This is a genomic window from Cellulomonas fimi (assembly GCF_012952065.1).
Taxonomy (GTDB): Bacteria; Actinomycetota; Actinomycetes; order Actinomycetales; family Cellulomonadaceae; genus Pengzhenrongella; species Pengzhenrongella fimi_A.
Genome location: NZ_JABCJJ010000010.1, coordinates 26,513 through 49,908, shown reverse-complemented (window position 1 = coordinate 49,908; position 23,396 = coordinate 26,513). Strand labels below are relative to the sequence as shown.

Annotated in this window: 20 protein-coding genes, 2 pseudogenes and 1 riboswitch; of the genes and pseudogenes, 11 read left to right on the top strand and 11 right to left on the bottom strand. The window is 71.9% G+C overall.

What is annotated here, in order from left to right; translation table 11 throughout:
* Positions 1 to 55 precede the first annotated feature (55 nt).
* A complete protein-coding gene (locus HIR71_RS08395) occupies positions 56 to 319 on the top strand; it encodes a metal-sensitive transcriptional regulator (RefSeq protein WP_169324610.1) in 264 nt (87 codons plus the stop codon).
* Between the two features lie 81 nt (positions 320 to 400).
* Here HIR71_RS08395 and HIR71_RS08390 read toward each other — a convergent pair.
* Positions 401 to 556: pseudogene (locus tag HIR71_RS08390) on the bottom strand (transposase); the annotation flags it as partial.
* Between the two features lie 439 nt (positions 557 to 995).
* On the opposite strand from HIR71_RS08390, the gene HIR71_RS08385 reads away from it, so the two are divergent.
* From HIR71_RS08385 to HIR71_RS08370, 4 genes are all read left to right on the top strand, one after another.
* Positions 996 to 1,448 (top strand): helix-turn-helix domain-containing protein, encoded by a 453-nt coding sequence (locus HIR71_RS08385; protein ID WP_169324609.1) that lies wholly within the window; start codon positions 996 to 998, stop codon positions 1,446 to 1,448.
* 61 nt (positions 1,449 to 1,509) lie between these two features.
* On the top strand, positions 1,510 to 3,180 hold the full coding sequence (locus tag HIR71_RS08380) for an NERD domain-containing protein (protein ID WP_169324608.1): 1,671 nt from the start codon (positions 1,510 to 1,512) through the stop codon (positions 3,178 to 3,180).
* A gap of 210 nt (positions 3,181 to 3,390) precedes the next feature.
* Positions 3,391 to 4,269 (top strand): hypothetical protein, encoded by an 879-nt coding sequence (locus tag HIR71_RS08375; RefSeq protein ID WP_169324607.1) that lies wholly within the window; start codon positions 3,391 to 3,393, stop codon positions 4,267 to 4,269.
* An 86-nt stretch (positions 4,270 to 4,355) separates the two neighbouring features.
* Positions 4,356 to 5,609, top strand: coding sequence for a hypothetical protein (locus HIR71_RS08370; RefSeq protein ID WP_169324606.1), 1,254 nt, complete (start codon positions 4,356 to 4,358; stop codon positions 5,607 to 5,609).
* Between the two features lie 85 nt (positions 5,610 to 5,694).
* Here HIR71_RS08370 and HIR71_RS08365 read toward each other — a convergent pair whose 3' ends face one another.
* Complete coding sequence (locus HIR71_RS08365) at positions 5,695 to 6,618, bottom strand: NADP-dependent oxidoreductase (RefSeq protein WP_169324605.1); 924 nt, start codon at positions 6,616 to 6,618, stop codon at positions 5,695 to 5,697.
* A 240-nt stretch (positions 6,619 to 6,858) separates the two neighbouring features.
* On the opposite strand from HIR71_RS08365, the gene HIR71_RS08360 reads away from it, so the two are divergent.
* The 5 genes and pseudogenes from HIR71_RS08360 to HIR71_RS08340 all read left to right on the top strand — a co-directional run bounded on the left by HIR71_RS08360 (position 6,859) and on the right by HIR71_RS08340 (position 14,503).
* The gene (locus HIR71_RS08360) at positions 6,859 to 8,880 is read left to right on the top strand and encodes a GGDEF domain-containing protein (RefSeq protein ID WP_169324604.1); all 2,022 of its coding nucleotides are present in this window, start codon (positions 6,859 to 6,861) and stop codon (positions 8,878 to 8,880) included.
* Between the two features lie 181 nt (positions 8,881 to 9,061).
* Positions 9,062 to 12,730 (top strand): DEAD/DEAH box helicase, encoded by a 3,669-nt coding sequence (locus HIR71_RS08355; protein ID WP_169324603.1) that lies wholly within the window; start codon positions 9,062 to 9,064, stop codon positions 12,728 to 12,730.
* 87 nt (positions 12,731 to 12,817) lie between these two features.
* A pseudogene (locus HIR71_RS17605) lies at positions 12,818 to 12,910 on the top strand (hypothetical protein); the annotation flags it as partial.
* Positions 12,911 to 13,448: 538 nt separating this feature from the next.
* On the top strand, positions 13,449 to 14,096 hold the full coding sequence (locus tag HIR71_RS16815) for a DUF294 nucleotidyltransferase-like domain-containing protein (protein WP_311836183.1): 648 nt from the start codon (positions 13,449 to 13,451) through the stop codon (positions 14,094 to 14,096).
* A gap of 20 nt (positions 14,097 to 14,116) precedes the next feature.
* The gene (locus HIR71_RS08340; protein WP_169324601.1) at positions 14,117 to 14,503 is read left to right on the top strand and encodes a hypothetical protein; all 387 of its coding nucleotides are present in this window, start codon (positions 14,117 to 14,119) and stop codon (positions 14,501 to 14,503) included.
* Between the two features lie 4 nt (positions 14,504 to 14,507).
* Here HIR71_RS08340 and HIR71_RS08335 read toward each other — a convergent pair whose 3' ends face one another.
* The 5 genes from HIR71_RS08335 to HIR71_RS08315 all read right to left on the bottom strand — a co-directional run bounded on the left by HIR71_RS08335 (position 14,508) and on the right by HIR71_RS08315 (position 18,445).
* The gene (locus HIR71_RS08335; RefSeq protein WP_311836182.1) at positions 14,508 to 16,355 is read right to left on the bottom strand and encodes an AAA family ATPase; all 1,848 of its coding nucleotides are present in this window, start codon (positions 16,353 to 16,355) and stop codon (positions 14,508 to 14,510) included.
* 355 nt (positions 16,356 to 16,710) lie between these two features.
* Complete coding sequence (locus HIR71_RS08330; RefSeq protein ID WP_311836181.1) at positions 16,711 to 17,058, bottom strand: type II toxin-antitoxin system PemK/MazF family toxin; 348 nt, start codon at positions 17,056 to 17,058, stop codon at positions 16,711 to 16,713.
* A complete protein-coding gene (locus tag HIR71_RS08325) occupies positions 17,055 to 17,321 on the bottom strand; it encodes a toxin-antitoxin system protein (RefSeq protein ID WP_169324600.1) in 267 nt (88 codons plus the stop codon). Before HIR71_RS08325 ends, HIR71_RS08330 begins: the two co-directional genes overlap by 4 nt.
* Before the next feature lie 61 nt (positions 17,322 to 17,382).
* Complete coding sequence (locus HIR71_RS08320; RefSeq protein WP_169324599.1) at positions 17,383 to 17,697, bottom strand: DMT family transporter; 315 nt, start codon at positions 17,695 to 17,697, stop codon at positions 17,383 to 17,385.
* 10 nt (positions 17,698 to 17,707) lie between these two features.
* Positions 17,708 to 17,773: riboswitch (guanidine-III (ykkC-III) riboswitch) on the bottom strand.
* A gap of 51 nt (positions 17,774 to 17,824) precedes the next feature.
* Positions 17,825 to 18,445, bottom strand: coding sequence for an L-threonylcarbamoyladenylate synthase (locus HIR71_RS08315; protein ID WP_169324598.1), 621 nt, complete (start codon positions 18,443 to 18,445; stop codon positions 17,825 to 17,827).
* Between the two features lie 172 nt (positions 18,446 to 18,617).
* On the opposite strand from HIR71_RS08315, the gene HIR71_RS08310 reads away from it, so the two are divergent.
* Positions 18,618 to 18,797 (top strand): hypothetical protein, encoded by a 180-nt coding sequence (locus tag HIR71_RS08310; RefSeq protein WP_169324597.1) that lies wholly within the window; start codon positions 18,618 to 18,620, stop codon positions 18,795 to 18,797.
* Here the strand turns inward: HIR71_RS08310 and HIR71_RS08305 are convergent.
* The 4 genes from HIR71_RS08305 to HIR71_RS08290 all read right to left on the bottom strand — a co-directional run bounded on the left by HIR71_RS08305 (position 18,794) and on the right by HIR71_RS08290 (position 23,308).
* Positions 18,794 to 19,615, bottom strand: coding sequence for a uracil-DNA glycosylase (locus HIR71_RS08305; protein ID WP_169324662.1), 822 nt, complete (start codon positions 19,613 to 19,615; stop codon positions 18,794 to 18,796). The genes HIR71_RS08310 and HIR71_RS08305 overlap by 4 nt on opposite strands.
* Before the next feature lie 3 nt (positions 19,616 to 19,618).
* Positions 19,619 to 21,073, bottom strand: coding sequence for an Nramp family divalent metal transporter (locus tag HIR71_RS08300; RefSeq protein WP_169324596.1), 1,455 nt, complete (start codon positions 21,071 to 21,073; stop codon positions 19,619 to 19,621).
* A gap of 117 nt (positions 21,074 to 21,190) precedes the next feature.
* The gene (locus HIR71_RS08295; RefSeq protein WP_311836180.1) at positions 21,191 to 22,726 is read right to left on the bottom strand and encodes an SPFH domain-containing protein; all 1,536 of its coding nucleotides are present in this window, start codon (positions 22,724 to 22,726) and stop codon (positions 21,191 to 21,193) included.
* A gap of 96 nt (positions 22,727 to 22,822) precedes the next feature.
* Complete coding sequence (locus tag HIR71_RS08290; RefSeq protein ID WP_169324595.1) at positions 22,823 to 23,308, bottom strand: NfeD family protein; 486 nt, start codon at positions 23,306 to 23,308, stop codon at positions 22,823 to 22,825.
* Between the last annotated feature and the right edge of the window lie 88 nt (positions 23,309 to 23,396).

Sequence of the window (23,396 nt, the reverse complement as noted above, 5' to 3'; positions counted from 1 at the left end):
TGGGTCGATACCCGGCGGGGTAAGTTGGCTGAACCAGCACGAGGGAGGCACGGTCATGGAGCTCGACCCCAGCGAGATGGGCAAGGTCGTCAACCGGCTCAAGCGCGCCCAGGGCCAGCTCGCCGGCGTCGTGCGCATGGTTGAGGAGGGCCGGGACTGTGAGGACGTCGTCACCCAGCTCTCCGCCGTCTCCAAGGCCCTCGACCGCGCCGGGTTCGCCATCATCGCCTCGGGCATGAAGCAGTGCCTGCTCGAGTCCGACGGCCAGAACACCCTCGATGTGCAGAAGCTGGAGAAACTCTTCCTCTCGCTGGCCTGACCGGAGCACCGCACGCCAGCGCATCGCGGCTCAGCCCGTCTCAAGCTGCTGGTCCTCACCGGCGCCGACAGCGCGGGCGTCACCGGCCCACAGGGCGAGGATGTCGCGGTTGCCGTCGACGGTCACGGCCAGCGCGACGTAGATCGGCCGGTTGGCGACCTGCCCGTCACGGACCTTGACGTGGATCGCGTCGATGAACACGACCGGGTAGACCGGGTCCAGCGGCCGGTTCTGCCACACCGTTCAACGTACAGTCGCCGTTCGCAGCATGGAGTGTCAGTGCGGCTCGCAGGCGCAGCGCGGTCGCAAGTTCGTCAACAAGGAACACCAGCTCGACTGGATGAGAGCGGGGGGCGCGCGCGCGATCGGCGCGCTGCAGCCCATCGAGGCCAAGGTGCGGGGGGCCGGATCGCCGGGCAGGCTCAGGCCGACAGTGGAGCGCTGGCGGCGGCGGGTCTTCGCGTGGCAGAACGATCGCGCGAGATCGCCGAGGAGTGGCGTCGCCGACAGCCCGGTGGCTCCGAGTGGAGAAGCCACCGACCGGACGGGTGCATCGCCCCCTGCCCGCGATTACCAGGCCGCCGCCGCCGCCATCAGCGATGTGGCCGCTCGGGCGACTAGGAGGTTCACCGACAACCGCTATAGACTTCTCTATAGAGCCGCGGAGGTGAGGCCGGTGGCGATCGACGCCCGTGAGGCCGTGGCTGTTGCCCGACGGGCGCGCAGCCGCAACGTGGTGTCCCGGCTGGACTACCTGCGCGAGCTGCGCCGGCTCGCCGGGTCGCTGACTCAGGTCGAGCTCGCGCGGAACCTCGGGGTCAGTCAGCCGACGATCTCCAGCGCACTCAAGACCGCGTCCGGGCTCCCCGAGCCGCGGCCCGGGTTCTCCGGCGCGGGGCCCTACGAGATCGCCCAGCGCTACGCCGCCGGCGACCTCAGCCGCGGGCAGCTGATCGACGAGCTGTCGCGCTGGGAGTACCGGCCGTGGGTGGCGACCGACGGGTACGACTGCACCACGGGCGATGAGGGGGAGTGGGGCGAGACGGTGGCCGTGGCGCTTCGGGACGGGCTGCTCGATGAGGAGACCTACGACGCGATCCTCGACCGGCGCGACGGGCTGGGTCGGTGAATCGGCCCCGGACGCCCCTCGGGCCCGCCACCCGGGCCCGGGCTCCGCTACACATGGCACCATGCCGCGCCTCTACCCGGACACCCCCGACTTCCCTCAGGACGGCGGCGCCGAACGCACGGTATGGGAGGCGCTCCGCGATCAGCTCCCCGACGACGCCGTCCTCTTCGCGGGCCTGCGCCTCCTCGACGGCTCCGACGAGCGGGAGATCGACGCCCTCGTGGCGTGGCCCGGCGTCGGGCTGGCGGCGCTCGAGGTCAAGGGCGGCCACATCACCCGCGACGTCGGCTCCTGGTACCAGGGCAGCGGCGACGCGAGGCACCGCATCGACCCGGTCGGTCAGATCCAGCACGCGCGTCACACGCTGACGCACCTGCTGGCGCGACACGGCCTCGACGTCCGTCGCGCGCGCATCGCGCACCTCGTCGTCTTCCCGCACACGTACGTCCCCGGCGACTGGGAGATCGCAGAGGCGCCGCGCGGCGTCGTCGTCGATCGCGGGGAGCTGGCGCGCCTCGCGGGCAAGGTGAAGCGCGCCATCGACGACCACGGCGTCGGCACGATGGTGCCGAGCGACGACGACGTCGACGCGCTCGTGCAGCTCCTCGCCGGCGCGTTCACGCCCCACGTGGAGCTGCTCGCGCTCGCCGCCCAGCACGAGGACCGCCTCGAGCAGATGACCCGTGACCAGGCGCGCGTCCTCGACGGCCTCCGCAGCTTCCACCGACTGAGGATCATCGGCGGTGCGGGGAGCGGCAAGACGTGGCTCGCGCTGGAGCAGGCCCGACGCCGGACCCGGGTCGGCGAGCGGGTGGCGCTGCTCTGCTACTCGCGCGGGCTCGGCCGCTACCTCGAACGGGTCACGTCGGCGTGGCCCGCCCGAGACCGACCGGCGTACGTGGGCCTGTTCCACGACCTCCCGCTCCGCTGGGGTGCCGAACCGGGCGCCGACGACGACTCGGACTATTGGGAGCGCCGGCTGCCGCTCCAGCTCGCAGAGCTCGCGGCGCAGCGACCTCCGGCGGACCTGTTCGACTCGGTCGTCGTCGACGAGGCGCAGGACTTCGGCGAGCTCTGGTGGCCGTCGCTGGTCCGCTGCCTGCGGAACCGCGACGGCGGCGGGCTTTTCGTGTTCATGGACGAGTCACAGCGCATCTTCGCGCGAGACGGCTCGGTCCCGATCGACCTGCCGCCATACCGGCTCGACGTGAACCTGCGCTCGACGAAGCAGATCGCCCAGCTGTTCGGAGCCTTCGGGCAGGAGATGGTGAGGTCGCGAGGGCTGTCCGGGAGCGCCGTCCGGGTCGTCGACGTGGCCCCGGACCACGCGGTCGGAGTGGCGGACGACGTGGTGGACGCACTGCTCGACGAGGGGTGGGAGCCGGGCCAGATCGCGCTGCTCACCACAGGGCCCAGGCACCCCGAGCAACGGAACGCCGTCGACCTCGGCGGGCACTCGGCGTACTGGGACGTCTTCCTCGCTGGCGGCGACGTGTTCTACGGGCACGTGCTCGGGTTCAAGGGGCTCGAACGGACCGTCGTCGTGCTCGCGGTCAACGGCGTCCGCGAGGCGGAGCGGGCACGCCAGATGCTCTACACGGGGATGTCCCGGGCACGCGCGCTCCTGGTCGTCGTCGGGCCACGGGCGGAGATCGAGCGCATCGGTGGAGAGGCCGCACGGCGCCGCCTGCAGGACGCGCAGGTGTGGGACGGGGTGGCCTCCGACTCCTGAGCCGCCGCCACATCTCCTCCACACCGGGCTCGCGCTGCCGATAGACGGACGTACCCATTTCGATACCTGAGGCGGCGTCCGATGACGGAAGCACGGCAGTACCGGCCCGGGGACGTGGCGAACGGCCACGTCCTCACTGCGAACGGCGAGTGGGTTCCGATGGGCCCGCCGCCGGGGCCGGTCCCAGGTCCCCCCATCTCCGCCGGACCGGTGCCTGGAGCACCGTTCGCCGTCGGCCCCGTCCCGTCGGAGCTGGCGCCGAAGAAGAAGCGCGGGCTGAAGGTGTTCCTCTGGATCGTCGTCGGCGTCGTTCTCCTGATCATCGCGATCGCAGCCCTCTCCGGCGGTGGTGAGGACAGCACCGCCGGCACGAGTGCAGACGCCGCCCCCGGCGCTGCATCGGGTGCGGAGGGGGGCGCCGCGGGCTCCGACGAGTCCACGACGCCCGAGGTGAACCTTGCGGAGTTCGCGGCTGTCGACGCGGCCGGATGGGCTCTGATCGCCAAGGACCCCGACGCGGCTGCCGGTCAGAAGATCGTCATCTTTGCCGAGGTCACCCAGTTCGACAGCGCGACTGGTGCCGACACCTTCCGCGCGAACGCAGGTGCCACCCAGCCGGCCGCCGAGTACGAGCTCGAGACGAATGCCGTCTTCGGCGGTGAGGCGGACCTCTTGGCCGCGATCACACAAGGTGACGTCCTGCGCGTCTACGCCGAGGTCTCTGGATCGCTCGAGTACGAGACGGCGATCGGAGGGGCCATGACGGTTCCTGCGCTCGAGGTGGTCTCCGCAGAGACCGTGGGATACCTCGACATCAGCGGTGATGCGGTCCTGGGCACGCCGGTGTGGGGCGAGTACGGCGGCGTCGACCTGCCTGTCACCATCACGAACAGCGCGAATGCGACCATGAGCTACACGGTGGAGATCGTGGCGGTCAGTGCCGACGGAGCGGTGCAGCACGGCACGGCCTCTGCCTATGCGGAGAACTTGGCGCCTGGGCAGGCGGCAGTCACCGAGGCGAGCTTCTTCGAGGACCTTCCCCAGGACGCCGTCATCAACGTCGTCGAGGTGGAGCGCTACACGTCCTGAGCTCGAGCCCCCACGCGATGACTGGGCCGTGCGAATGGTTCCCACTTTTGGCAGGACTTTCCCTGTCCGCACTTGAGGAGTCGACGGTGGATGACGAGATTCAGCTGATCAGTGACGGCGATGGCCTGGCGGTCATCGGCGACCCGACGGCTGTCGAACGCTTCCTCATCTCTGAAGGATTGCCGTCGAAGGACCTCGGACTGCAACGGCTCCGACCTGCTCTCGGTGCCGCGGCTGGAGTCGTCCAGGCCGGTTCCGAGATTGCCGCCAACTCCGGGCGCTGGGTGAAGCTGACTCAGGAGTCCGCGGAGCAGATCAAGAAGTTCGGGCTGATGACGAGCTCGAAGACAGGGCTCAGTTCAGGTGTGGTGCAGGGCAAGGGCGGGCAGATCAAGGGGATCGTCCAGTTCGTGAGGGGGCCCGGATCGCTTGCGACCAACCCGGCGGTTCTGGCTGGTGCCGCGGGGATCATGGCGCAGGTTGCGATGCAGCAGGCAATGGACGAGATCACCGACTATCTCGCCACGATCGATCAGAAGGTCGACGACCTGCTCCGCGCCCAGAAGGATGCCGTGCTGGCGGACATGATCGGGGTGGACCTCGTGATCGAGGAGGCGATGATCATCCGAGAGCAGGTGGGTCGGGTCTCCGAGGTGACGTGGTCGAAGGTGCAAGCCACGTCGGTGACGCTCGCGCGAACCCAGGCGTACGCGTTGCGGCAGCTCGACGCACTCGCGAAGAAGATGGAAGACAAGACCAAGATCGGAGATCTCGCCACGGCGTCCAAGGAAGCCGAGTCCAAGGTCCAGGAGGGGCTCGCTGTTCTGGCTCGTTGCTTCCAGCTGCAGGATGCGATCGCCGTGCTTGAGCTCGACCGGGTGCTGGACGCGTCTCCGGAGGAGCTGGACCAGCATCGCCTCGCCCTGAGGGCTGCCCGGCAGAACCGGTTGCAACTCATCGCACGGAGCACCCAACACCTGTTGGCTCGCATGGATGCGGCTGCTGGCACGGCCAACACGAAGGTGCTGCTGCACCCGAAGCCGTCCAGGGCTGTGGTGGATTCGAGCAACCATGTCGCGGTCGCCGTCGTCGACTTCCACGGTCGGCTCGGGATCGAGCGCGATCGTCAGTCATGGGAAGCCAGACGATGGGTGGACGCAGCCGTGGAGGTGAGGGACAAGGCGCTCGAGACGGGAGCAGGGGGCGTCGATGCCGCCAGGCTCCTCGGTAACGAGACCCTTGACAGGGCCAGATCGGTGACGGGCAAGCTCTCCAGCGGCATCGCCGGGCGAGCGTTCCGTCGACGCGGGGACGACGATGAACGCGACGAGGAAGGCTGAGTGGGCGCCGACCATCAACCACGTGAGCTTGACGCCTGCGGACTCAGGCCCGACTACACCCTCGATCGCGATGAGCCCGCAATGCTCACCCCACCCGGATGACGACCTTCCCCTGGACGTGCCCCGACGCGCTGAGCTCGTGGGCCGCAGCCGTCTCCTCGAGCGGGAACACCCGCGCGACCTCGACCCGCAGGGCGCCCGAGTCCGCCAGCCGGCCCAGCTCGGCGAGATCCCCCGAGTCCGGCCGCACCCACAGGTACGTGCCACCGTGCTCGGCGACGGCGGCGTCGGCCACGGAACCCAGCCGCACCGCCGACGTCGCGACGTCGGGCGTCGTCGCCACGACCCCGCCGCCGATCAGGTCCAGCACCACGTCCACGCCTTGGGGAGCAAGCGCACGTACGGCGTGGACCATCCCGTCGCCGTACGGGACCGGCTCGCCGCCGAGGCCGCGCACGTAGTCGTGCCGGGCCGGCGAGGCCGTTCCGATGACGCGCGCGCCGAACGCCTTCGCGATCTGCACCGCGAAGCTCCCCACGCCTCCGGTCGCGTTGTGGATGAGCACCGTGTCGCCCGAGGTCACGCCGAGCCGACGCAGCGACTGGTACGCCGTGAGCCCCGCGAGGGGCAGCCCGGCCGCCTCCTCCCAGGACAGCGACGCCGGCTTCCGCGCCAACGTGCGCACGGGAGCGGACACGAGCTCGGCCGCTGTCCCGCCGATGACGGCGTCCTTGCGCACGTAGCCGATCACCTCGTCGCCGACCGCGAGCTCCGGGGTATCGAGGCCCAGTCGCTCGACGACACCCGCGACGTCCCATCCCGGGACCACGGGGAACACGGTGTCCATCAACCCGTCGAGGTGCCCCTCGCGGATCACGCGGTCGACCGGGTTCACCGACGTGGCCTGCACGCGGATCAGCACCGAGTCCGCCCCCACCTTGGGAACGGGCAGGTCGACGACCTCGAGGACCTCAGGACCGCCGAAGCGGGAGTACGCGACTGCTCTCATGCCGGTGTCCAACGGCTTCCGGCGCGCTGCTGTTCCGACGACCGGCACGAGCATCCACGACGGCCCCGTCCCTCGCCGCCCTGACGCTCCTCGACGCGACGCGCACCAAGTTCACCCGCCCGGCCAGGGGGCAGTCGGGTGACATCGTGCTCACCACGCCCACCCGCGCGCCGATGATGCACGGGAGTCGTCACCGACCCACCGGGTAGCGGCCCGGCCAGAGCCCGTCACGGGGGACGCATGAGCAGCCGGAAGCCGGACGGTCGCCGCAAGGTGGCGCTGGTGATCCGGCGAGCCGCGATCGGGCTGTCGGCGTCGATGGCGCTGACGGTGCCGTACCTCTGGGGCACGTGGGAGGACGCCAACCGGCCTCAGATGCTGATCCTCACCGCATCCTTGCTGGTGGTGGGTCTCGCTGCGCTGGTCGCCGTCCTGCGGCTGTCACGCCTGCGCGCCTCGGTCGTCGTCGCGCCCAGCCTCTCCTTCCTGACGCTCGCCGCGTTCGCCGCCCTCGCGTACCTCGACGGGGGCATCGCGAGCCCGCTCGGCACGCTCCCGCTCGCCGGCATCACGCTGCTGGCCATCGTGGTGAGCTGGCGGTGGTTCCTCGTCTACGGCGCCGTGGGCCTCGGGGGGTATCTCGTCGTCGCCATGGTGGGCGGGCCGGCTCCACCCGGGCACGCGGTCGCCTACACGGCGGGCTTCGCGATGCTCGCCGGCGTCTGCTCCTTCCATGCGCACTCGCTGCGTTCGATGCGCAGCCGGCTCGCGGCGATGGCCGACCTCGACCCGCTGACCGGGTGCCTGAACCGAGGTGCCTTCGACCGACGGGTAGCGCAGGAGGTCGCCCGAGCGGCGCGGAGCGGTCAGCCCGTGACCGTGGTGCTCTTCGACCTCGACGACTTCAAGGAGACCAACGACGCGCTGGGTCACGGTGCCGGGGACGAGCTCCTGCGGTGGACGGGGCAGACCTTGAAGGCGGGCGTGCGCACGCACGACGCGGTCGGTCGGGTCGGCGGTGACGAGTTCGCCGCCGTCCTGACGGGCGGGACACCTGGCCAGGCGGCCGCCGTGAGCGAGCGGTTGCGGAACCTCCTCGCAGACCACGTCCGTTCGAGCGTCGGGTACGCCACCTACCCGACGGACGGCGTCGGCCCCGACGAGCTGCGCCGGATCGCCGACGAGCGTCTCTACGCCGACAAGGTCTCGAGCGGCCGCTCCGCCCGCGAGCCCGTCGCGGCGCCGGCCGAGGGCTCGGTCACGAGGACCCCCGCCGTCGCGCGCACCGAGCGCCAGCGCCACGCCGTCGCGCAGATGGGCTGGCTCAGCGCCTTCAGCTTCGCGGTCGGTGCGTACTACGTCGCCGCCTTCGACCGGCCGCAAGCCACCGTGCTGCTGGTGCTCGCCCTCGTGGGCGCGGCGATCGGTCTCGGTGTGGTGCTGAGCGCCGGGAGGATGGCTCAGTCGCGGCGGGGGCTGCGGTACCTCAACGCCGTGACCGTGCTGGAGGTCGTCCTGTGCGCGGTGATCGTGGTGCGCGACGGCGGCGTCGAGTCACCGACCTCGCTCGGCCTGCTCAACACGATCCCGCTGATCGCGCTCAGCGCCCCGCTGCGCATCGCGATCCCGGCGATCGGCGCGCTCTCCGTCGTCTACGTGGCGATCGGCGCGACCATCGGCTCGCCGGAGCCGTGGTTCGTCGGCGCGACCATGATGATCTTCCTCGCCCTGGCCGTCGCCTGCGGGACCCACGGCCGGTACGCGGCCCTGCAGCGCCGTCGCCTGACGGCGCTCTCCCGGACCGACGCCCTGACCGGCGCCCTCAACCGCCGCGGCTTCGACGAGCAGTTCACCGCCGCTCTCTCCCGCGTCGCCCGGACGCCGGCGCCGCTGTCGCTGCTCCTGCTCGACCTCGACGACTTCAAGGCCGTCAACGACACCCACGGCCACGCCGCCGGCGACGAGCTGCTCCGCTGGGTGACCGACCGGCTCACGGCTGCCGTCCGTGCGGGCGACGGCGTCGGACGCCTCGGCGGCGACGAGTTCGCCGTCCTCCTGCCCGACTGCTCCGCGGCCGACGCCGCCCGCCAGGCCGAGCGCATCCGCGACCTCCTCGGCGCCCGCATCGGCTGCAGCACCGGCACGGCGACGCTCGGCGTCGACGGCGGCGACCAGGAGGAGCTGTACCTGCACGCCGACCGGGCGCTGTACGAGCACAAGGCCCAGGCCCGACGCCGCGTGGAGGCCCCCGTGGAGCGGTGAGTCCGGGGGGGCAACCACCCGGTGGGCGCGCGCCCGAAGGACGGTAGGGTTCACGACCGAAGAACGGTCCGGTACGGGTGCGACGAGCGCCGGCCCGCAGAGGTGAGAGCGTGTCCCGGGCCCGGTTGTCGGAGGGTGCTTGTAGCGTCCCGCCGAGGGCCGGAACGGGGGTGAGGCGGGCATGCAGCTCGCGATCGAGGATGGCGAGATCCGCCGCGTCGTCGGCGGGGGCGCGTATGCGCGCGGTGCCGACTACGCGCGAGGCGGGCGAGTCCTGACGCGACGGTGGGACGGTGGTGCGTCGACCCTGAGCGGGACCGTGCGCGGGTCCGGACGGTCGACCTACTCGACCACGGTGGCGATGAAGCCGACCGCGACGGGGACCATGCGCGTCGTCGACTCGTCCTGCACGTGCCCGGTGGGGTCGAGCTGCAAGCATGCCGCGGCGCTGCTGCTCCAGACCCGGTCGGACGCCGCAGGAGGCGTCCTGCTCGACGGCGGGCCGACAGCGCCCCCCGCATCCCCCGGACCCCGCGGATCGTCGCCCGGGACGGTGACCCCGCGCCAGCGCGCCGGCCGCCGGGCGAGCCCCGCCGCGCCGCCCGTGCCGGCCTGGCAGCGGCTGCTCGACGCGGCGCTCCACCAGGAGCAGCCGCCGCCCTCGCGCGGGCAGCCGCTCGCGTTGCAGCTCGAGCTGATGGCGCTTCCCGCGCGGCCCGGCCGCGGCGCCTCGGAGCGATTCCGCCTCGCGGCACGGCCGGTCGTGCGTGGCGCGCGCGGACGGTGGGTGCGCACCGGCATCTCGTGGGCCGACGTCGTCCACGGGTACGCGTACCGGTTCGACGCGCGGCCCGTGGCCGCGCTGGGTGCGCTGCACTCCCTGGCGGCGTCGGGGCACGGCGGGACGTACCGGTACTACGGCGGCGACGTCTCGGTCTACCTCGACGACATCGGCGGGCGCGCGCTCTGGCAGGCGCTCGACGACCTCCGTGACGCGGGGGTCCCGCTCGTGCACGCCCGGCACGACGAGGCCCCGGTGACCCTCCTCGCCGCCCCGGCCCGGGCGCTCGTGGACCTGCGCGCCGACGGCGACGCCATCGTCGTCGCCCCCGGCGTCCTGGTCGACGGCGAGGTCCGGCGCACGGCCGACGGGCACGTCGCCGGGCAGGTCGCGGGGCCTGTCACCGGGCAGGCCGACGGGCACGCAGGCGGCGAGCCGATCGACCCGAACCGTCTCCACCTCATCGGGGGCCGCGAACCGACCGGTGCCTACTGGTGGTCCGCCGCCGACGACGCCGAGCCGGTGCCCAAGAACCGCACCCTGACCCTGGCCCGGTTCGCCGAGCCGCTCGCTGCCGAGGCCGCAGCGCTGCTGCGCGCCGGACAGGTGCTGCGCGTGCCCGCGGCGCAGGCGGACCGGTTCTGGCGCGAGTACTACCCCCGCCTGGCCGCGCGGATGCGGGTCGACACCCGGGACGGGTCGGTCGAGCTGCCCGCTCCGCCGCGCGCGGTGCTGCAGCTCGTCGTGCGGGCCGGCGAGGAGCACACGGTCGACCTCGAGTGGGAGTGGGAGTATCGCGCCGACGACGGCACGGCGACGCACACCGTCCCCTTGCGGCGCGTGCCCGGAGAGCAGTCGTGGCGATCGCCCGACGACGAGGCCCGCATCCTCGCGGCCGTGGTCGCGACCCTCGACCACACCGTGCCCGACGCCGCGGCAGCCGCCCCGACGAGCTCGGGCACCGGCGTGCTCGAGTCCCTGCTGACCGCCGTGCCGGCCGCACCGGGCGGCCCGGTCCAGCTCGCCGAGCGGTGCAGGCTCGGTCCCTGGCAGACGGTCGAGCTCGTCGGCTCGGTGCTGCCCGCGCTGCGCGCCCTGCCGGACGTCGACGTCGTCGTCGTCGGCGACCTGGCGGACTACCGCCAGGCCGAGCACGAGCCCCGCATCGAGGTCGACGCCGCGCCGTCGGCACCGAGTCCCGGCGTACCCGGGGCTGCTCCTGGCGCTACCGCCGGGCTCGCCGCGCCGGGTGCCGACCGCGACTGGTTCGACCTGCAGATCGACGTGCGGGTCGGGGACCGCGAGGTGCCGCTCGCGCCGCTGCTGCGCGCGCTCACGCTCGGGGAGGACCGGCTGCTGCTCGCCGACGGGCTGTGGCTGCGGATCGACACCCCCGCGCTCGAGAGCCTGCGCACCCTGGTCCAGGAGGCCCGGGCGCTGCAGGACGCGCCGAGAGGCCAGCTGCGGATCAGCCGGCTCCAGGCGGGCGCGTGGGGCGAGCTCGAGGCGCTCGGCGTGGTTCTCGGGCAGGCGCGGGCATGGCGGGAGGTGATCGCCGACCTGCGGCGCCTCGAGGCGTTGCCCGACGACGTCCCGGTGCCTCCATCCGTGCGGGCGGACCTGCGCCCCTACCAGCGAGCAGGCTTCGAGTGGCTGAGCCGGCTGTGGACGGGCGGGCTCGGCGGGATCCTGGCCGACGACATGGGCCTGGGCAAGACGCTCCAGGTGCTCGCCCTCGCGGCCCGGCTCCGGCTCGACGCAGGCGCCGTCCTCCCCGAGGGGGCGGAGCGGCCCGACGACGTGGCCTCCGACGGCCACGCCGTGACGGCCGCCGCGCCGCTCCTCGTCGTCGCCCCGACCTCGGTCGTCGGGAACTGGGCGGTCGAGGCCGCCCGTTTCGTGCCCGACCTGCGCGTCCGGACCATCGAGCGCACCCGGGCCAAGCGCGGGACCGACCTGGCCGACGTCGCCGCAGGGGCCGACGTCGTCGTCACGTCCTACGCCCTGTTCCGGCTGGAGTTCGACGACTACGCCGCTCTGCCCTGGTCGGTGCTCGTGCTCGACGAGGCCCAGATGGTCAAGAACCACGAGTCCCGGACCTACGCGTGCGCCCGACAGCTCGGCGCGCGGGTCAAGGTGGCGATCACCGGCACCCCGCTCGAGAACACCGTCATGGAGCTGTGGGCGCTGCTCGGGCTCGTCGCGCCTGGGCTGTTCCCCTCGTCGCAGCGATTCACGGAGCTCTACCGCACCCCCATCGAGCGCGAGGGCGACGCCGAACGACTGGCCCTGCTGCGCCGTCGGATCCGCCCGTGGGTGCTGCGGCGGACCAAGGAGCAGGTCGCGGCCGACCTGCCGCCGCGCATCGAGCAGGTGGTCGAGGTCGAGCTGGCCGCCCGCCACCGCGCGGTCTACGACCGGCACCTGCACCGCGAGCGCCAGAAGGTGCTCGGCCTGCTCGACGACCTCGACGGCAACCGGTTCGAGATCTTCCGCTCGCTCATGCTCCTGCGGCGCCTGAGCCTGGACCCGAGCCTGGTCGACGCCGCGCACGCCGGGGTTCCGGCCACGAAGCTGGACGTGCTCGACGACATGCTCCGCGAGATCGTCGCCGACGGGCACCGGGTGCTCGTGTTCAGCCAGTTCACCGGGGTGCTCGCCCGGGTCCGGACCCGGCTCGAGGCGCGCGGCGTCGAGCACTCCTACCTCGACGGGACCACGCGTCGTCGGGCCGCGGTCATCGAGCGCTTCCGGACCGGGGAGGCGCCGGTGTTCCTCATCAGCCTCAAGGCCGGCGGCTTCGGGCTGACGCTGACGGAGGCCGACTACGTCGTCGTGCTCGATCCGTGGTGGAACCCGGCGGTCGAGGCGCAGGCGGTGGACCGGGTGCATCGGATCGGCCAGCGACGCACGGTGGTGGTGTACCGGCTCGTGGCGACCGGGACCATCGAGGAGAAGGTGATGGCCCTCAAGGAGGGCAAGTCGGCGCTCTTCGACAGCGTGCTGGGCGGCGGTGAGCTGGCTGACTCGCGGCTGTCGGCGACGGAGATCCGAGCGCTGCTCGAGTGACCGCGTGACCGACGCTCCGCCCGTTCCGCGTCACGGGCACCAGCGCAGCAGCGTCGTGACCATCTCCCTGGTCACGAGGCACGGAACATGACCGTCGAGCACCACCGCGTCGTCAGCGGTGCCGAGGCCAAGGCTCACCTGAGCGAGCTCATCAAGCCCGTCGAGACGGGCGAGACCGTCGAGATCACCAAGCGGGGGCGGCCCGTGGCCACGGTCTCGCCGATCCGGCCGGCCAAGAGTCCGGTCGACCTGGCCTGGCTCCGCGGCATGACCGACGCGATGCCGTACCAGGACGTCCACGCCGCGCTGTCAGCCACGGTGCGCCTCGGGTACCTCGATACGCCGGGCCGGATCACGGCGTCGGCGGCGTTCGACACGCTGGTGAGAACGTCCTTCACGATGGTCGACGTCGGGTTCGCCGGGTTCCGGCTCGCCGCCCGGCTGCTCGAGACGCCGGAGACGGGACTCAGAGCGGGCGACGCGCTGCACCTCGCGGCCGCCTCGGCCGCCCCGTGCACACGTTCGACCGCGGGACGGCGCGTGCAGCGGGACTTCTCGGCCTCCCGGTCGTGGGCCCCGTCAGTGAGCGCTAGGTCGGTCATCGACGATCCGGGCATGCGTCTCATTCGGCGTCGCTCGGTCAGGAGTTGCCCATCGCTTGCCCGCTCAGGCAACATAGTGCGCGTTCAGACAAGATCGATCCCGCCAAGGAGGCGACGTGGACTGGGCGAATCCGGTCGCAGCGCTGATCCCCGGCATGGAAGGGGTCGTCCTGCAGCAGCTCCACCGGGTCAACAAGCCGCAGACCGCGCCCGAGGTGCACAGGCGAGCCGGTGCCGGCTCGCGCACCGGTATCCGCTACGCCCTCGAACGTCTTGCCGCTCAAGGTGTCGTCACGGCGACGATCATCGGGAACGTCGTCCAGTACGAGCTGAACAGCCATCACGTGGCCTACCCCGCCGTGACAGCCGCCCTCAAGACCTACGACCCCTATGGGTTGCTGCGGGCGAGGCTCGCCGAGCTCCTCGAGGAGCACTTCCCTGACCCCCGAGAGGACAAGCGGCCCTCTCTGGCGATCTATGGCTCGGTCGCCCGTCGCGAGGCAACCACCCGGTCCGACGTGGACCTGCTGCTCGTCCTGCCCGATCGCGTGCTCCCCTCGGCGGCCGAGGTCGAGCAGCTCGTCGCGGACCTCCACCACCACGTTCCCGCATGGACCGGCAACTACGCCCACGTCCACCTGACCTCACGAACCGACCTGGTCAGTGCATCCCGCGCCGACGACCCGATCGTCCGTTCGTGGCTCGAGGACGCCGACACCGTGATCGGGACCGACGTCCGCCACCTCATGAAAGAAGAGGCATGACCCCGCGATCCAATCCACGGGTGCGGGCGATGACCACGGCTGACGTGCGCGCCCGCGCGGACGCCGCACGCAAGTTCAACGAGGTTGCGCACCTTGCTGATGACGAGGACGGCGGGTACAGCCAGGTCGTCGCATCTCTTGCTGTGCTCGCCGGGATCGCTGCCGCCGATGCGATCTGCGGGCATGTCCTGGGTGAGTGCTCGCGCGGCCAGGACCACCGCCAGGCAGTGGCGATGGTCCGGCAGGTGAAGGGCGCGGACGACGTGGCAGCCGCACTCGGCAGGCTGCTCGACGTGAAGGACGGAGCGCACTACGGCACGACCGCGCTCACGGCGAAGGTGGTCACCGTGGCTTTGCGATCCTCAGCAACGACGCTCGAACGCATGGAGCAGATCCTGCGCCAGTGATTCCTCACACCTCGGAGAACCGCCGCAGCTCCTCCGCGAACGCCTTCTCGTGGGCGAGGTTGTTCCGCGCCGCCTCCAGCACGTCCGTGATCTGGTCGCCGATGAGCTCGTGCCGCTCGAGCAGCGCGTCGCGCAGCGCCTCGACCAGGTGCCGGTACCGCGACAGCAGCTCGATCACGTTGTCGCGCGCGTCGCCCAGCACCTGCTCGAGCTGCGCACGCGCGGCCGGGTCGCCCAGCACCGAGGTCACGAGGTCCTTCCCGGTCGGCAGGAACGACACGAGCGAGCCCGTCATGCCGGCCGCTCCGACCATCTGGGCCGCCGTCTTCGTCGCCGATGCGAGGTCGCTCGCCGGACCCGTCGTGGTGTGCCCGAAGAACAGCTCTTCCGCGACCATCCCGCCCATCGCGATCTGGACGAGCGCCCGCAGGTCGTACGACGACTGCGTGTAGACCTCCTCGCAGTCGCCGTGCGCGAGCAGCCCGAGCGCCGCACCGCGCTTGACGATGGTCAGCACCTCGAGCGTCCGGTGCGGCGCCACGAGCCAGGCGACGACGGCGTGCCCCGCCTCGTGCGTCGCGATCAGCTCCTGCTCGGCCCGGGTGTACGCGACCGGCTGCCCGATCCCGACCAGCTCCGTGATCCGGGCCTGCTCGATGTCGACGAACGTCATCGCGTCGCCGCCGCGGCGCAACGCGTTGACCAGCGCCTCGTCGAGCAGGTGCTCGATCATCACGGGCGTCCAGCCGTTCGTCGCCGCGGCGACGCGGTCGCGCAGCTGCGGGTCGTCGAGCTCGGGGTCGTGACGGCGCTTGGTCAGGAAGTGGTCGACGAGCGCGCGGCGGCCGTGCACGTCCGGCGCCTGGAAGGTGAGCCGACGGTCGAAGCGACCCGGCCGCAGGAGCGCGGGGTCGAGCGAGTCGGCACGGTTGGTCGCCGCGATCAGGAGGATCGGCGCGCGCACCGGCCTGCTCTGCTTGAGCTGCTTGTGCGCCGGCAGCAGCAGGTTCACGCGCGCGATCAGCTTGTTGCCGAGCCTGGCCCATCCGGTGGGCTCGTCGAACGACTGCATCTGCACGAGCAGCTCGTTGACGACCCCGCCCGTCCCCTCGCTCACGACGAGGTTCTTCACCACACCGGGGACGCGCCCGTGCCAGGACGGAGAACCCGGGCCGGCGGCGGCGTCGTCGGAGGCCAGCACGCCCCCGCGGCGCAGCGCGATCGCGTCGATCTCCTCGATGAAGCCGATGGCCCCGCCCTCGGCGCGCGCGGCCTTGCGCAGCGCCGTGAAGTAGGCGCGGATCTTCTTGGCGGTCGCGCCGTAGTACATGGACTGGAACGACGTCGCGGAGACGAACAGGAAGGGGACGCCGGCCTCGGCGGCCATGGCCTTGGCCGTCATCGTCTTGCCCGTGCCGGGCAGGCCCTCGAACAGCAGACCGCGGCGGGGTGTCCCGCCCATCTGGTCGGCGAAGCGGCGGTGGGTCTGGAAGAGGTCGATCGAGCGGCGCACGTCCTCCTTGATGGGATCGATGCCGACGACGTCGTCCATCGTCACGTCGACCTGCTCGGGGCGGTAGGTGACGTGAGGGGACCGGCCGGCCGCGACCTGCGTTCCCCCGAGGATCAGGATGAGGGCGAGGAAGAACGCGCCGGCGATCACGATCATGGGGTCGAGGGCGGGGACGGCCGGGATCGGTGAGCGACCCAGCAGCGGCATCGCGACGAACCATGCCTCGACCAGGATCACGACGGCGGCGAACCGGTAGACGCGCCGTCGGCGCATGCGCTCCCGCTCGAGCGCGATGTCGTGCATCGAGGTGCGGATCGAGGCGGCGACGGTGTCGGCCACGGAGCATCCCTTCCGTGCATGGGCCCGGCGGGGCGGGGTCCAGCCGGTGGTGCGAGGGCCGGGCGCCGGGGTGCCTCATGGTCGACCCGGCCGGAGAATCGGACAACTGGGGCGAAAGCCCGGGAGCGTACGAGTCACCCGGTCGGGTGAAGGGTTCCTCCGAACGGGTGCTCTTCTGCTCGCGCGCGCTGCCCGTACGTGGTGCCGGGTGCCGGGTGCCGGCACGGTTCCGTCGCGAGTTGTCAGTCCTGGCGCGCGCTATACGTTCCTGTAGGTCTGACAAGTCGCCGCGATCGCGAGTTGTCAGTCCTGGCGCGCGCTATACGTTCCTGTGGGTCTGACACGTCGCGGGGGCTCACAGCCCGAGGAAGTCCTTCAGGTACACGTCGACGTCACGCAAGGTCGCGTCGTCGACCAGCCCGACGACCTCGACCAGCCGGTCGCGTGCGACGGTCCGGACCTGCTCGGTCATCGCCCAGCTCGGCCGGTCGAGCCCCGGGCGCCCGCGCAGCAGCACGTGGTTCGGCCAGCCGCGGTCCGTCGTGGTCACCGGCAGGACGACCACGAGCCTGGTGACGGTCTCGACGTACTGGCGCGACGCGACCACGAGTGCCGGCCGGAACCCCGCCTGCTCCCGCCCACGCGTCGGGTCGAGGTCGAGCCATGCCACGGCTCCGCGCTGGAGCGCGTGCGGCGATGTCACGGGGTGGGGGGTCTGGACGGCCGCTCGTCAGGCACCGCATCGTCCGCGAGGGCGTCGAAGGAGGCCGTCTCCTCCGCGTACGACGCCTCGTCAGCCGGTGCCGTCGACGCCATCGCCTCGCGCATCGCGGCGAACCGCTGGTCGCGCGCCCAGCTCTCGAGCAGCTCTTCGACGAAGCTGCCTGCAGTGAGCCCGCGCCGGCGCGCCTCGGCGTTGAGGCGGTCCCGTACCACTGCGTCGACCTTGATCGTCGTCATCGTCACGCACCGAAGTATACGCAGCGTATACGGGGCGTCGACGCGCCACGAGCGCTTCGATCGCCCGTCAGTTGACGAGCTTCAGGCCCACGACGCCGCCGACGATCATGCCGAGGAACACGATCTTGAGCACGGAGACGGCCTCGGCGCCGGTGGCCATCGCGTACACGACGGTCAGCGTCGCCCCGATCCCCACCCAGACCGCGTAGGAGGTGCCGATGGGCAGCTCACGCATCGCGTAAGCGAGCCCGGCCATGCTCGCCACGAGAGCACCGAGGAAGACGAGCGTCGGCCCGAGCTTGCTGAACCCCTCGGACCTGCCCAACGCGGTGGCCCACACCGCCTCGAGCACACCGGAAAGAACGAGGATGCTCCACGCCATGACGACCTCCAGCGGGCCGTCTTGTCGCGCTCCGGGTACGGCACCCCTCGTCCGGGAGCCTGGTCGCAGGCTCCTGCCCAGGCTCTCACGCACACGTTCTCGGGCCAAACCGGCCCGCACCGCCTCGTCAGCCGAACCGGGCGGCGTCTCCCGCGCCGACGCGTACGACGTCGGGGAACCCCTCCGACCAGTCGACGACCGTGGTCGGCTCGGTGCCGCGATCGCCCGCGTCGATCACGGCGTCGACCAGGTGGTCGAGCTCCTCCTTGATCTGCCAGCCGTCGGTCATGGGCTCCGCGGCACCGGGCAGGAGGAGCGTGCTCGACAGCAGCGGCTCGCCGAGCTCGCGGACCAGCGCCTGGGCCACCGGGTTGTCGGGGATCCGGACGCCGACCGTGCGCTTCTTCGGATGGGCGAGCCGGCGGGGCACCTCCTTGGTCGCGGGGAGGATGAAGGTGTACGCCCCCGGCGTCGCCGCCTTGATCGCCCGGAACGCCGCGTTGTCGAGCTGGACGAACTGACCGAGCTGCGCGAAGTCGGCGCACACCAGCGTGAAGTGGTGCTTGTCGTCGAGGTGCCGGATCGAGCGGATCCGGTCCGCGCCGGTGTGACTGTCGAGCCGGCAGCCCAGCGCGTAGCAGGAGTCCGTCGGGTAGGCGATGAGCGCGTCGTCGCGCAGGAGCGCCACCGCCTGCGCGATGCTCCGGGGCTGCGGGTCGGTCGGGTGCACGTCGAAGTACCGGGCCATGGCGGGAGCCTAGGCCAGTCACCCGTCCCGGTTCCGAGTTCGCTGCTCCGGACTCGAGTTCGCTGGTCCTGACCAGCGAACTCGGCACCGGACCAGCGAACTGGCGCGTGTCGTGGCATCCGGAGGTGTGACTCGGCCCCGCGATGGGGGCGGCGCCGCTATGGTTCGCCGCATGTTCATGCCCGCGGGGTACGACGTCATGTGGACCCTCGTCGTGGTGGCGGCCTCGGTGATCCCGCTCGTCATCGGAGCGCTCATCCTGTACTGGGTGGTCCGTCGCGCGGTCCGGGACGGGATACGCGATGCGACGCCGCCGACGCCACCGTCGTCGGCACACCAGACGCCCGGTTAACGGCCCGTCAGCGCACGGGCGCGGAGCAGGACCTCGTCGAGCATCTCGGGCGTCAACCGGCCGGTGAACGTGTTGTGCGGGCTCACGTGGAAGCAGCCGAGGAGCGTGATCGAGCGTCCCTCGGGCCCGTCGATCCGCACCTCGACGCCGTGGCCGAACTTCGGCCGAGGGCGGGGAACCGACCAGCCCTGCTCGGTGAGCGTCGCGAGCAGCGCCTGCCACCCGAAGCCGCCGAGCACGATCGCGACGTCGGGCTCCAGCAGCTCCAGCTCGCGCTCGAGCCACGGCCCGCACGTGCGTCGCTCGCTCGGCGTCGGCGCGTTCGCGGGCGGCGCGCACCGTACGGGCGCGGTCATCCGGAGCCCCGTCAGGGCGAGCCCGTCGCCGCGGTGCGTCGACGTCGGCTGGGACGCGAAGCCCGTGCGGTGCAGCGCCGCGAACAGGAAGTCGCCGCTGAAGTCGCCGGTGAACATGCGGCCGGTCCGGTTGCCGCCGTGCGCGGCGGGCGCGAGGCCGACGACGACGACGCGCGCCCGCTCGTCCCCGAACCCCGGTAACGGGCGCGCCCAGTACGTCTCGTCCCGGAAGGCGGCCCGCTTCACCTCCGCCACCGACTCGCGCCACGCGACCAGCCGCGGGCACGCGCGGCACCCCACCACCAGGGCATCGAGCTCGCCGAGGGTCGACGCCGCCCGTGACGTGAGCGGGTACGCCGCGTCCTCGGTGCCGATCGGGGGCCCCGCGCCAGGGTGCGGCGGCCGCGCAACCTGCGCCGCGCCGTCGTCGGGCGCGGGGTCGGACGAGGGATGCGCGGTGATCTCTCAGCCCACGCTGACCAGGCCGGCTGCGCTCAGCGCGCTGTACGCACCGAGCAGCAGGATGGCGACGCCGCTCACGCCGAGCGCGACGCTCGCGAAGCGGCCGCCGCGGAGGTCCGGCTCGACCTCGGTGTAGCGCAGGTACCAGGCCGCGACGGCGACGGCGGCCAGGAAGATCCCGCCCGCGATCCCGCCGATGAGGATCATGACGAACGGCGACTGGATCCACAGGAAGGTCGCGAGCCACATCAGCGGCAGCACGACGATGAAGAACCGCATCCAGCTGTTGCGCTTCTTCCAGTCCGTCCAGTCGTAGACGCCGAGGATGCTCAGCGCGTTCGCCCAGGACCGCGACCACGACGGGATCGCCGCCCAGATGGTCGAGCCGAGCGCGGCCAGCGCGCCGATCAGGAAGAGGATCCGACCCCAGTCGCCGAGCACGCTCGAGTACGTCTCCGAGAGCACGAGGATCATGTCGTTGCCCTGCGGCACCAGGCCCTGCGGGTGCAGGACGGCGGCGCCCATGATGTAGAAGGACATGGTCGCGACCGTGTAGATGATCCACGCGGTGAGCGCGTCGCGCTGCATGACGGCGATCCACCCGCGCGCGCGGCGCTTGTAGTCCGCGCTCCCGTCGTTGGGGCCGGACCAGCGGCCGTAGCCCTTCTCGAGGCACCAGTACGTGTAGGCCGTGATCTCCTCGGAGCCGACGCCGGTGAGGCCGAACATGGCGATCGCGATCCCGAGCGCGCCGGCCGGGAGCTGGAACGACAGGCCGGACGCGAGCTCGCCGCCCGAGTACGCGAACTCGGTGAGCGGGAGGCCGAGCGCGATCACCACGGTGACGACCACGAAGGTCATCGTGAGGAAGACCGCGACCTTCTCGATGAGGCTGTACCGGTTGGAGTAGAGCGTGACGATCGCGAGCACGGTGACGATCACGGCCCAGATCGTCAGCGACGTCGTCTCCAGCGGGCCGGACCCGAGCGGGAACAGGATGCTCAGCGCGGCCGCCATCCCGCCGATGAGCCCGCCGGTCTGGATGAGCTTCGACAGCGCCATGAGCGCCCACATCGCGAAGACCCAGCCGACCTTGCCGAACCGCGGCGGGACCTTCGCGTAGCCCTCCATGCCGCCCTGGCCCGTGACGATCGAGTAGCGCGCCATCTCGACCTGCACCGCGATCTTCACGAGCGTCGAGAAGACGACGAGCCAGAGGAGGATGAACCCGGCCTCCGCGCCGAGGGCCGTCGCGGTGATGAGCTCGCCGGCGCCGACCACCGACGCCGAGATGATCAGACCGGGTCCGAAGAACCGGATCGAGCCCCGCCACGTGGTCGGCGGCTCGCGTACCCCCTCGGGCTCCAGGAGGTAGGGGTCACCGTCGGTGGCGAAAAGGGTTTCGGGGGGCGGCGCCGCGTGCTCGGGCGACGATGCGGCGTGCTCGACCGGTGCCATGGGTCCCCTCGACAGGCGCGTGTCGTCCCCATGCTAGGAAACCGACGCGGGAGGCGCCTCCCGGGCCGCACGTGCCGAGGGTCCCGGCCCGCCGCTCGGCAGCGGGCCCGGGACCACTCAGGAGGAGAAGCCGTCGGTGGCCGAGGCGTGGTTGGTCGCGGCGGCGGCGGCGGACGGCACGGGCGAGCTCGACGACGTCGTCGGGGATGCCGAGGAGGTGACGCCCGCGACGCCGCTCATGAGCTGGGACAGGTCGAGACCGGTGAGCTTCTTGATGATCTCCTGGCCCTCGCCGAGCACCGAGGCGACGTTCTTCGTGAGCGACGACGCGCCGTCGGTCGAGATGACCGTCATCTGGCCCACGGCGCCGATCGGCTCGGCGGCCGCGCGGACGATCTCGGGCAGGCGCGAGATGACCTCCTGCGCGATGGCGGCCTGGCCGTACTTCTTGAGCGCCTCGGCCTTGGCGTCGGTGGCGGCGGCCTCGGCGCGGCCCTCGGCCTCGGTCGCGGCGGCGCGCGCCTCGCCCTGGGCCCGGACACCGGCGGCCAGGGCCACCTGGCGGTCGCGCTCGGCCTCACCGGCGCGACGGACGGTCTCGGCGGCGGCCTCGGCGTCCTGGAGCGCGGCCGTCTTGTTGGCCTCGGCGATCGTCCGACGTTTGAACGCGTCGGCCTCGGTCGCGGCGTTCGCGGCGTCGCGCTCCGCCGTCGCCTGCTGGACCGCGGCGTACGCCGCGGCCTCGGCGGGCTTGCGGACCGAGATGTCGAGCTCCTCCTCGGTCACGCGCGCCTGCTCGGCGAGCGCCTGGCGCTGCTGCGCGGCGACGATCTGGTCCTGCTGCGCGCGGGCGAGCTGGCCGGCGGCCTCGGCCTCGGCGTTGGCCCGGTCCGTCTCGGCCTTGATGAGGGCCTTCTTGAGGTCGAGCGCCTTCTGGCGCTCGGCGATCTGCTCGGCGGCCTCGATGACGGCGAACTCGGCGATCCGCTGCGCCTCGGCCTCGGAGACCTCGGCGACCTGGCGGGCGCGGGCGTTCTCGGCGCGGCCCAGGTTGCCCAGGTAGTCCGAGCCCGGCGTCGAGATGTCCGAGATGTTGAGCAGGTCCACCTGGAGGCCCTGCTCGGCCAGGTCCGTCTTGGTCGAGTCGACGACCCGGTCCGAGAGGCCCTTGCGGTCGGAGATGATCTGCTCGATCGTCATGTCACCGACGATCGAGCGCAGCGAGCCCTCGAGGGACTCCTTGATGATCTCGGTGAGCGTGCCCTGCTGGGACAGGAACCGCTGGGCGGCGCGACGCACGCCCTCCTCGTCACCGCGGACCTTGAAGTTGATCGACGCCTTGATGGCGATCTTGATGCGGTTCTTGTCGACGCCCTCGACCGTGATCCCGATCTGGCGCTGCTCGAGCGAGATCGGGAAGCCCTGCTGGAGGATCGGCCAGACGAACACGCGGCCACCGACGACGACGCGCTGCCCCGACTCGGCGGCGGCCGTCTTGCCGGCGCCGCGGCCGACGATGATGAGCGCCTCGTTCGGGGGGACGCGGCGGATGCGCTTCGCGACGAACGCGATGATCGCGACGAGCGCGAGGACGAGCGCCGCGACCGCGACGACCGTCACGGTCTCGGCGGCGAGCTGGGACAGGGCGTCCACGGTGACCTCTTTCAGGGTGGGCGGTTCGGCAGGGTCGGGCAGGTCGAGCGGGTCGAGCGGGTCGATGGGGTGCGGGTGGTCGGGCGGGAGCAGGGGTCAGGACGCGCGCCGCTCCGCGGCGCCGACGGGCTCGACCTTCACGCGGCTGCCGGACTGCTCGACGACCACGACGCGGGTTCCCGGCTCGATCGCGACGTCGGCCCACGCGAGGCGGCGCTCGAGCTCGCGCGCGTCGTCGAGGCTGACCTCGCCGCTGCCCGACGGCGTGATCGTGGCGGTGACGACGCCGGTCACGCCCGTCAGGGAGCGTGGCTGCCCGTCCTCGGTCGCGCGCAGGCGGGCGACGAGCCGTTGGACGACCAGCACCGTCAGCACCGCGAACAGCGCCGCGCCGACGTACGCCCACACCGTCGGGAGCCCGTTGGCGGTGACGATCGCGCCGATGGCCCCGAACACGACGGCGCCGGCACCGAGCGACGTCCCGGACAGCGCACCGTCGCCGAAGTCCAGCACGTCGCCGAGCGGGAGCGCCACGAGCAGCAGGACGAGGCCGATGCCTCCGATGATGAGGAATGTCAGCATGCGCCGTCCGCCGTCCCCTGCCCGGTCACTGCGACTGTCGTCGCTGGTCGCCGCACCCTACCGGGGCGAGACACCTCAGCGGGCGAAC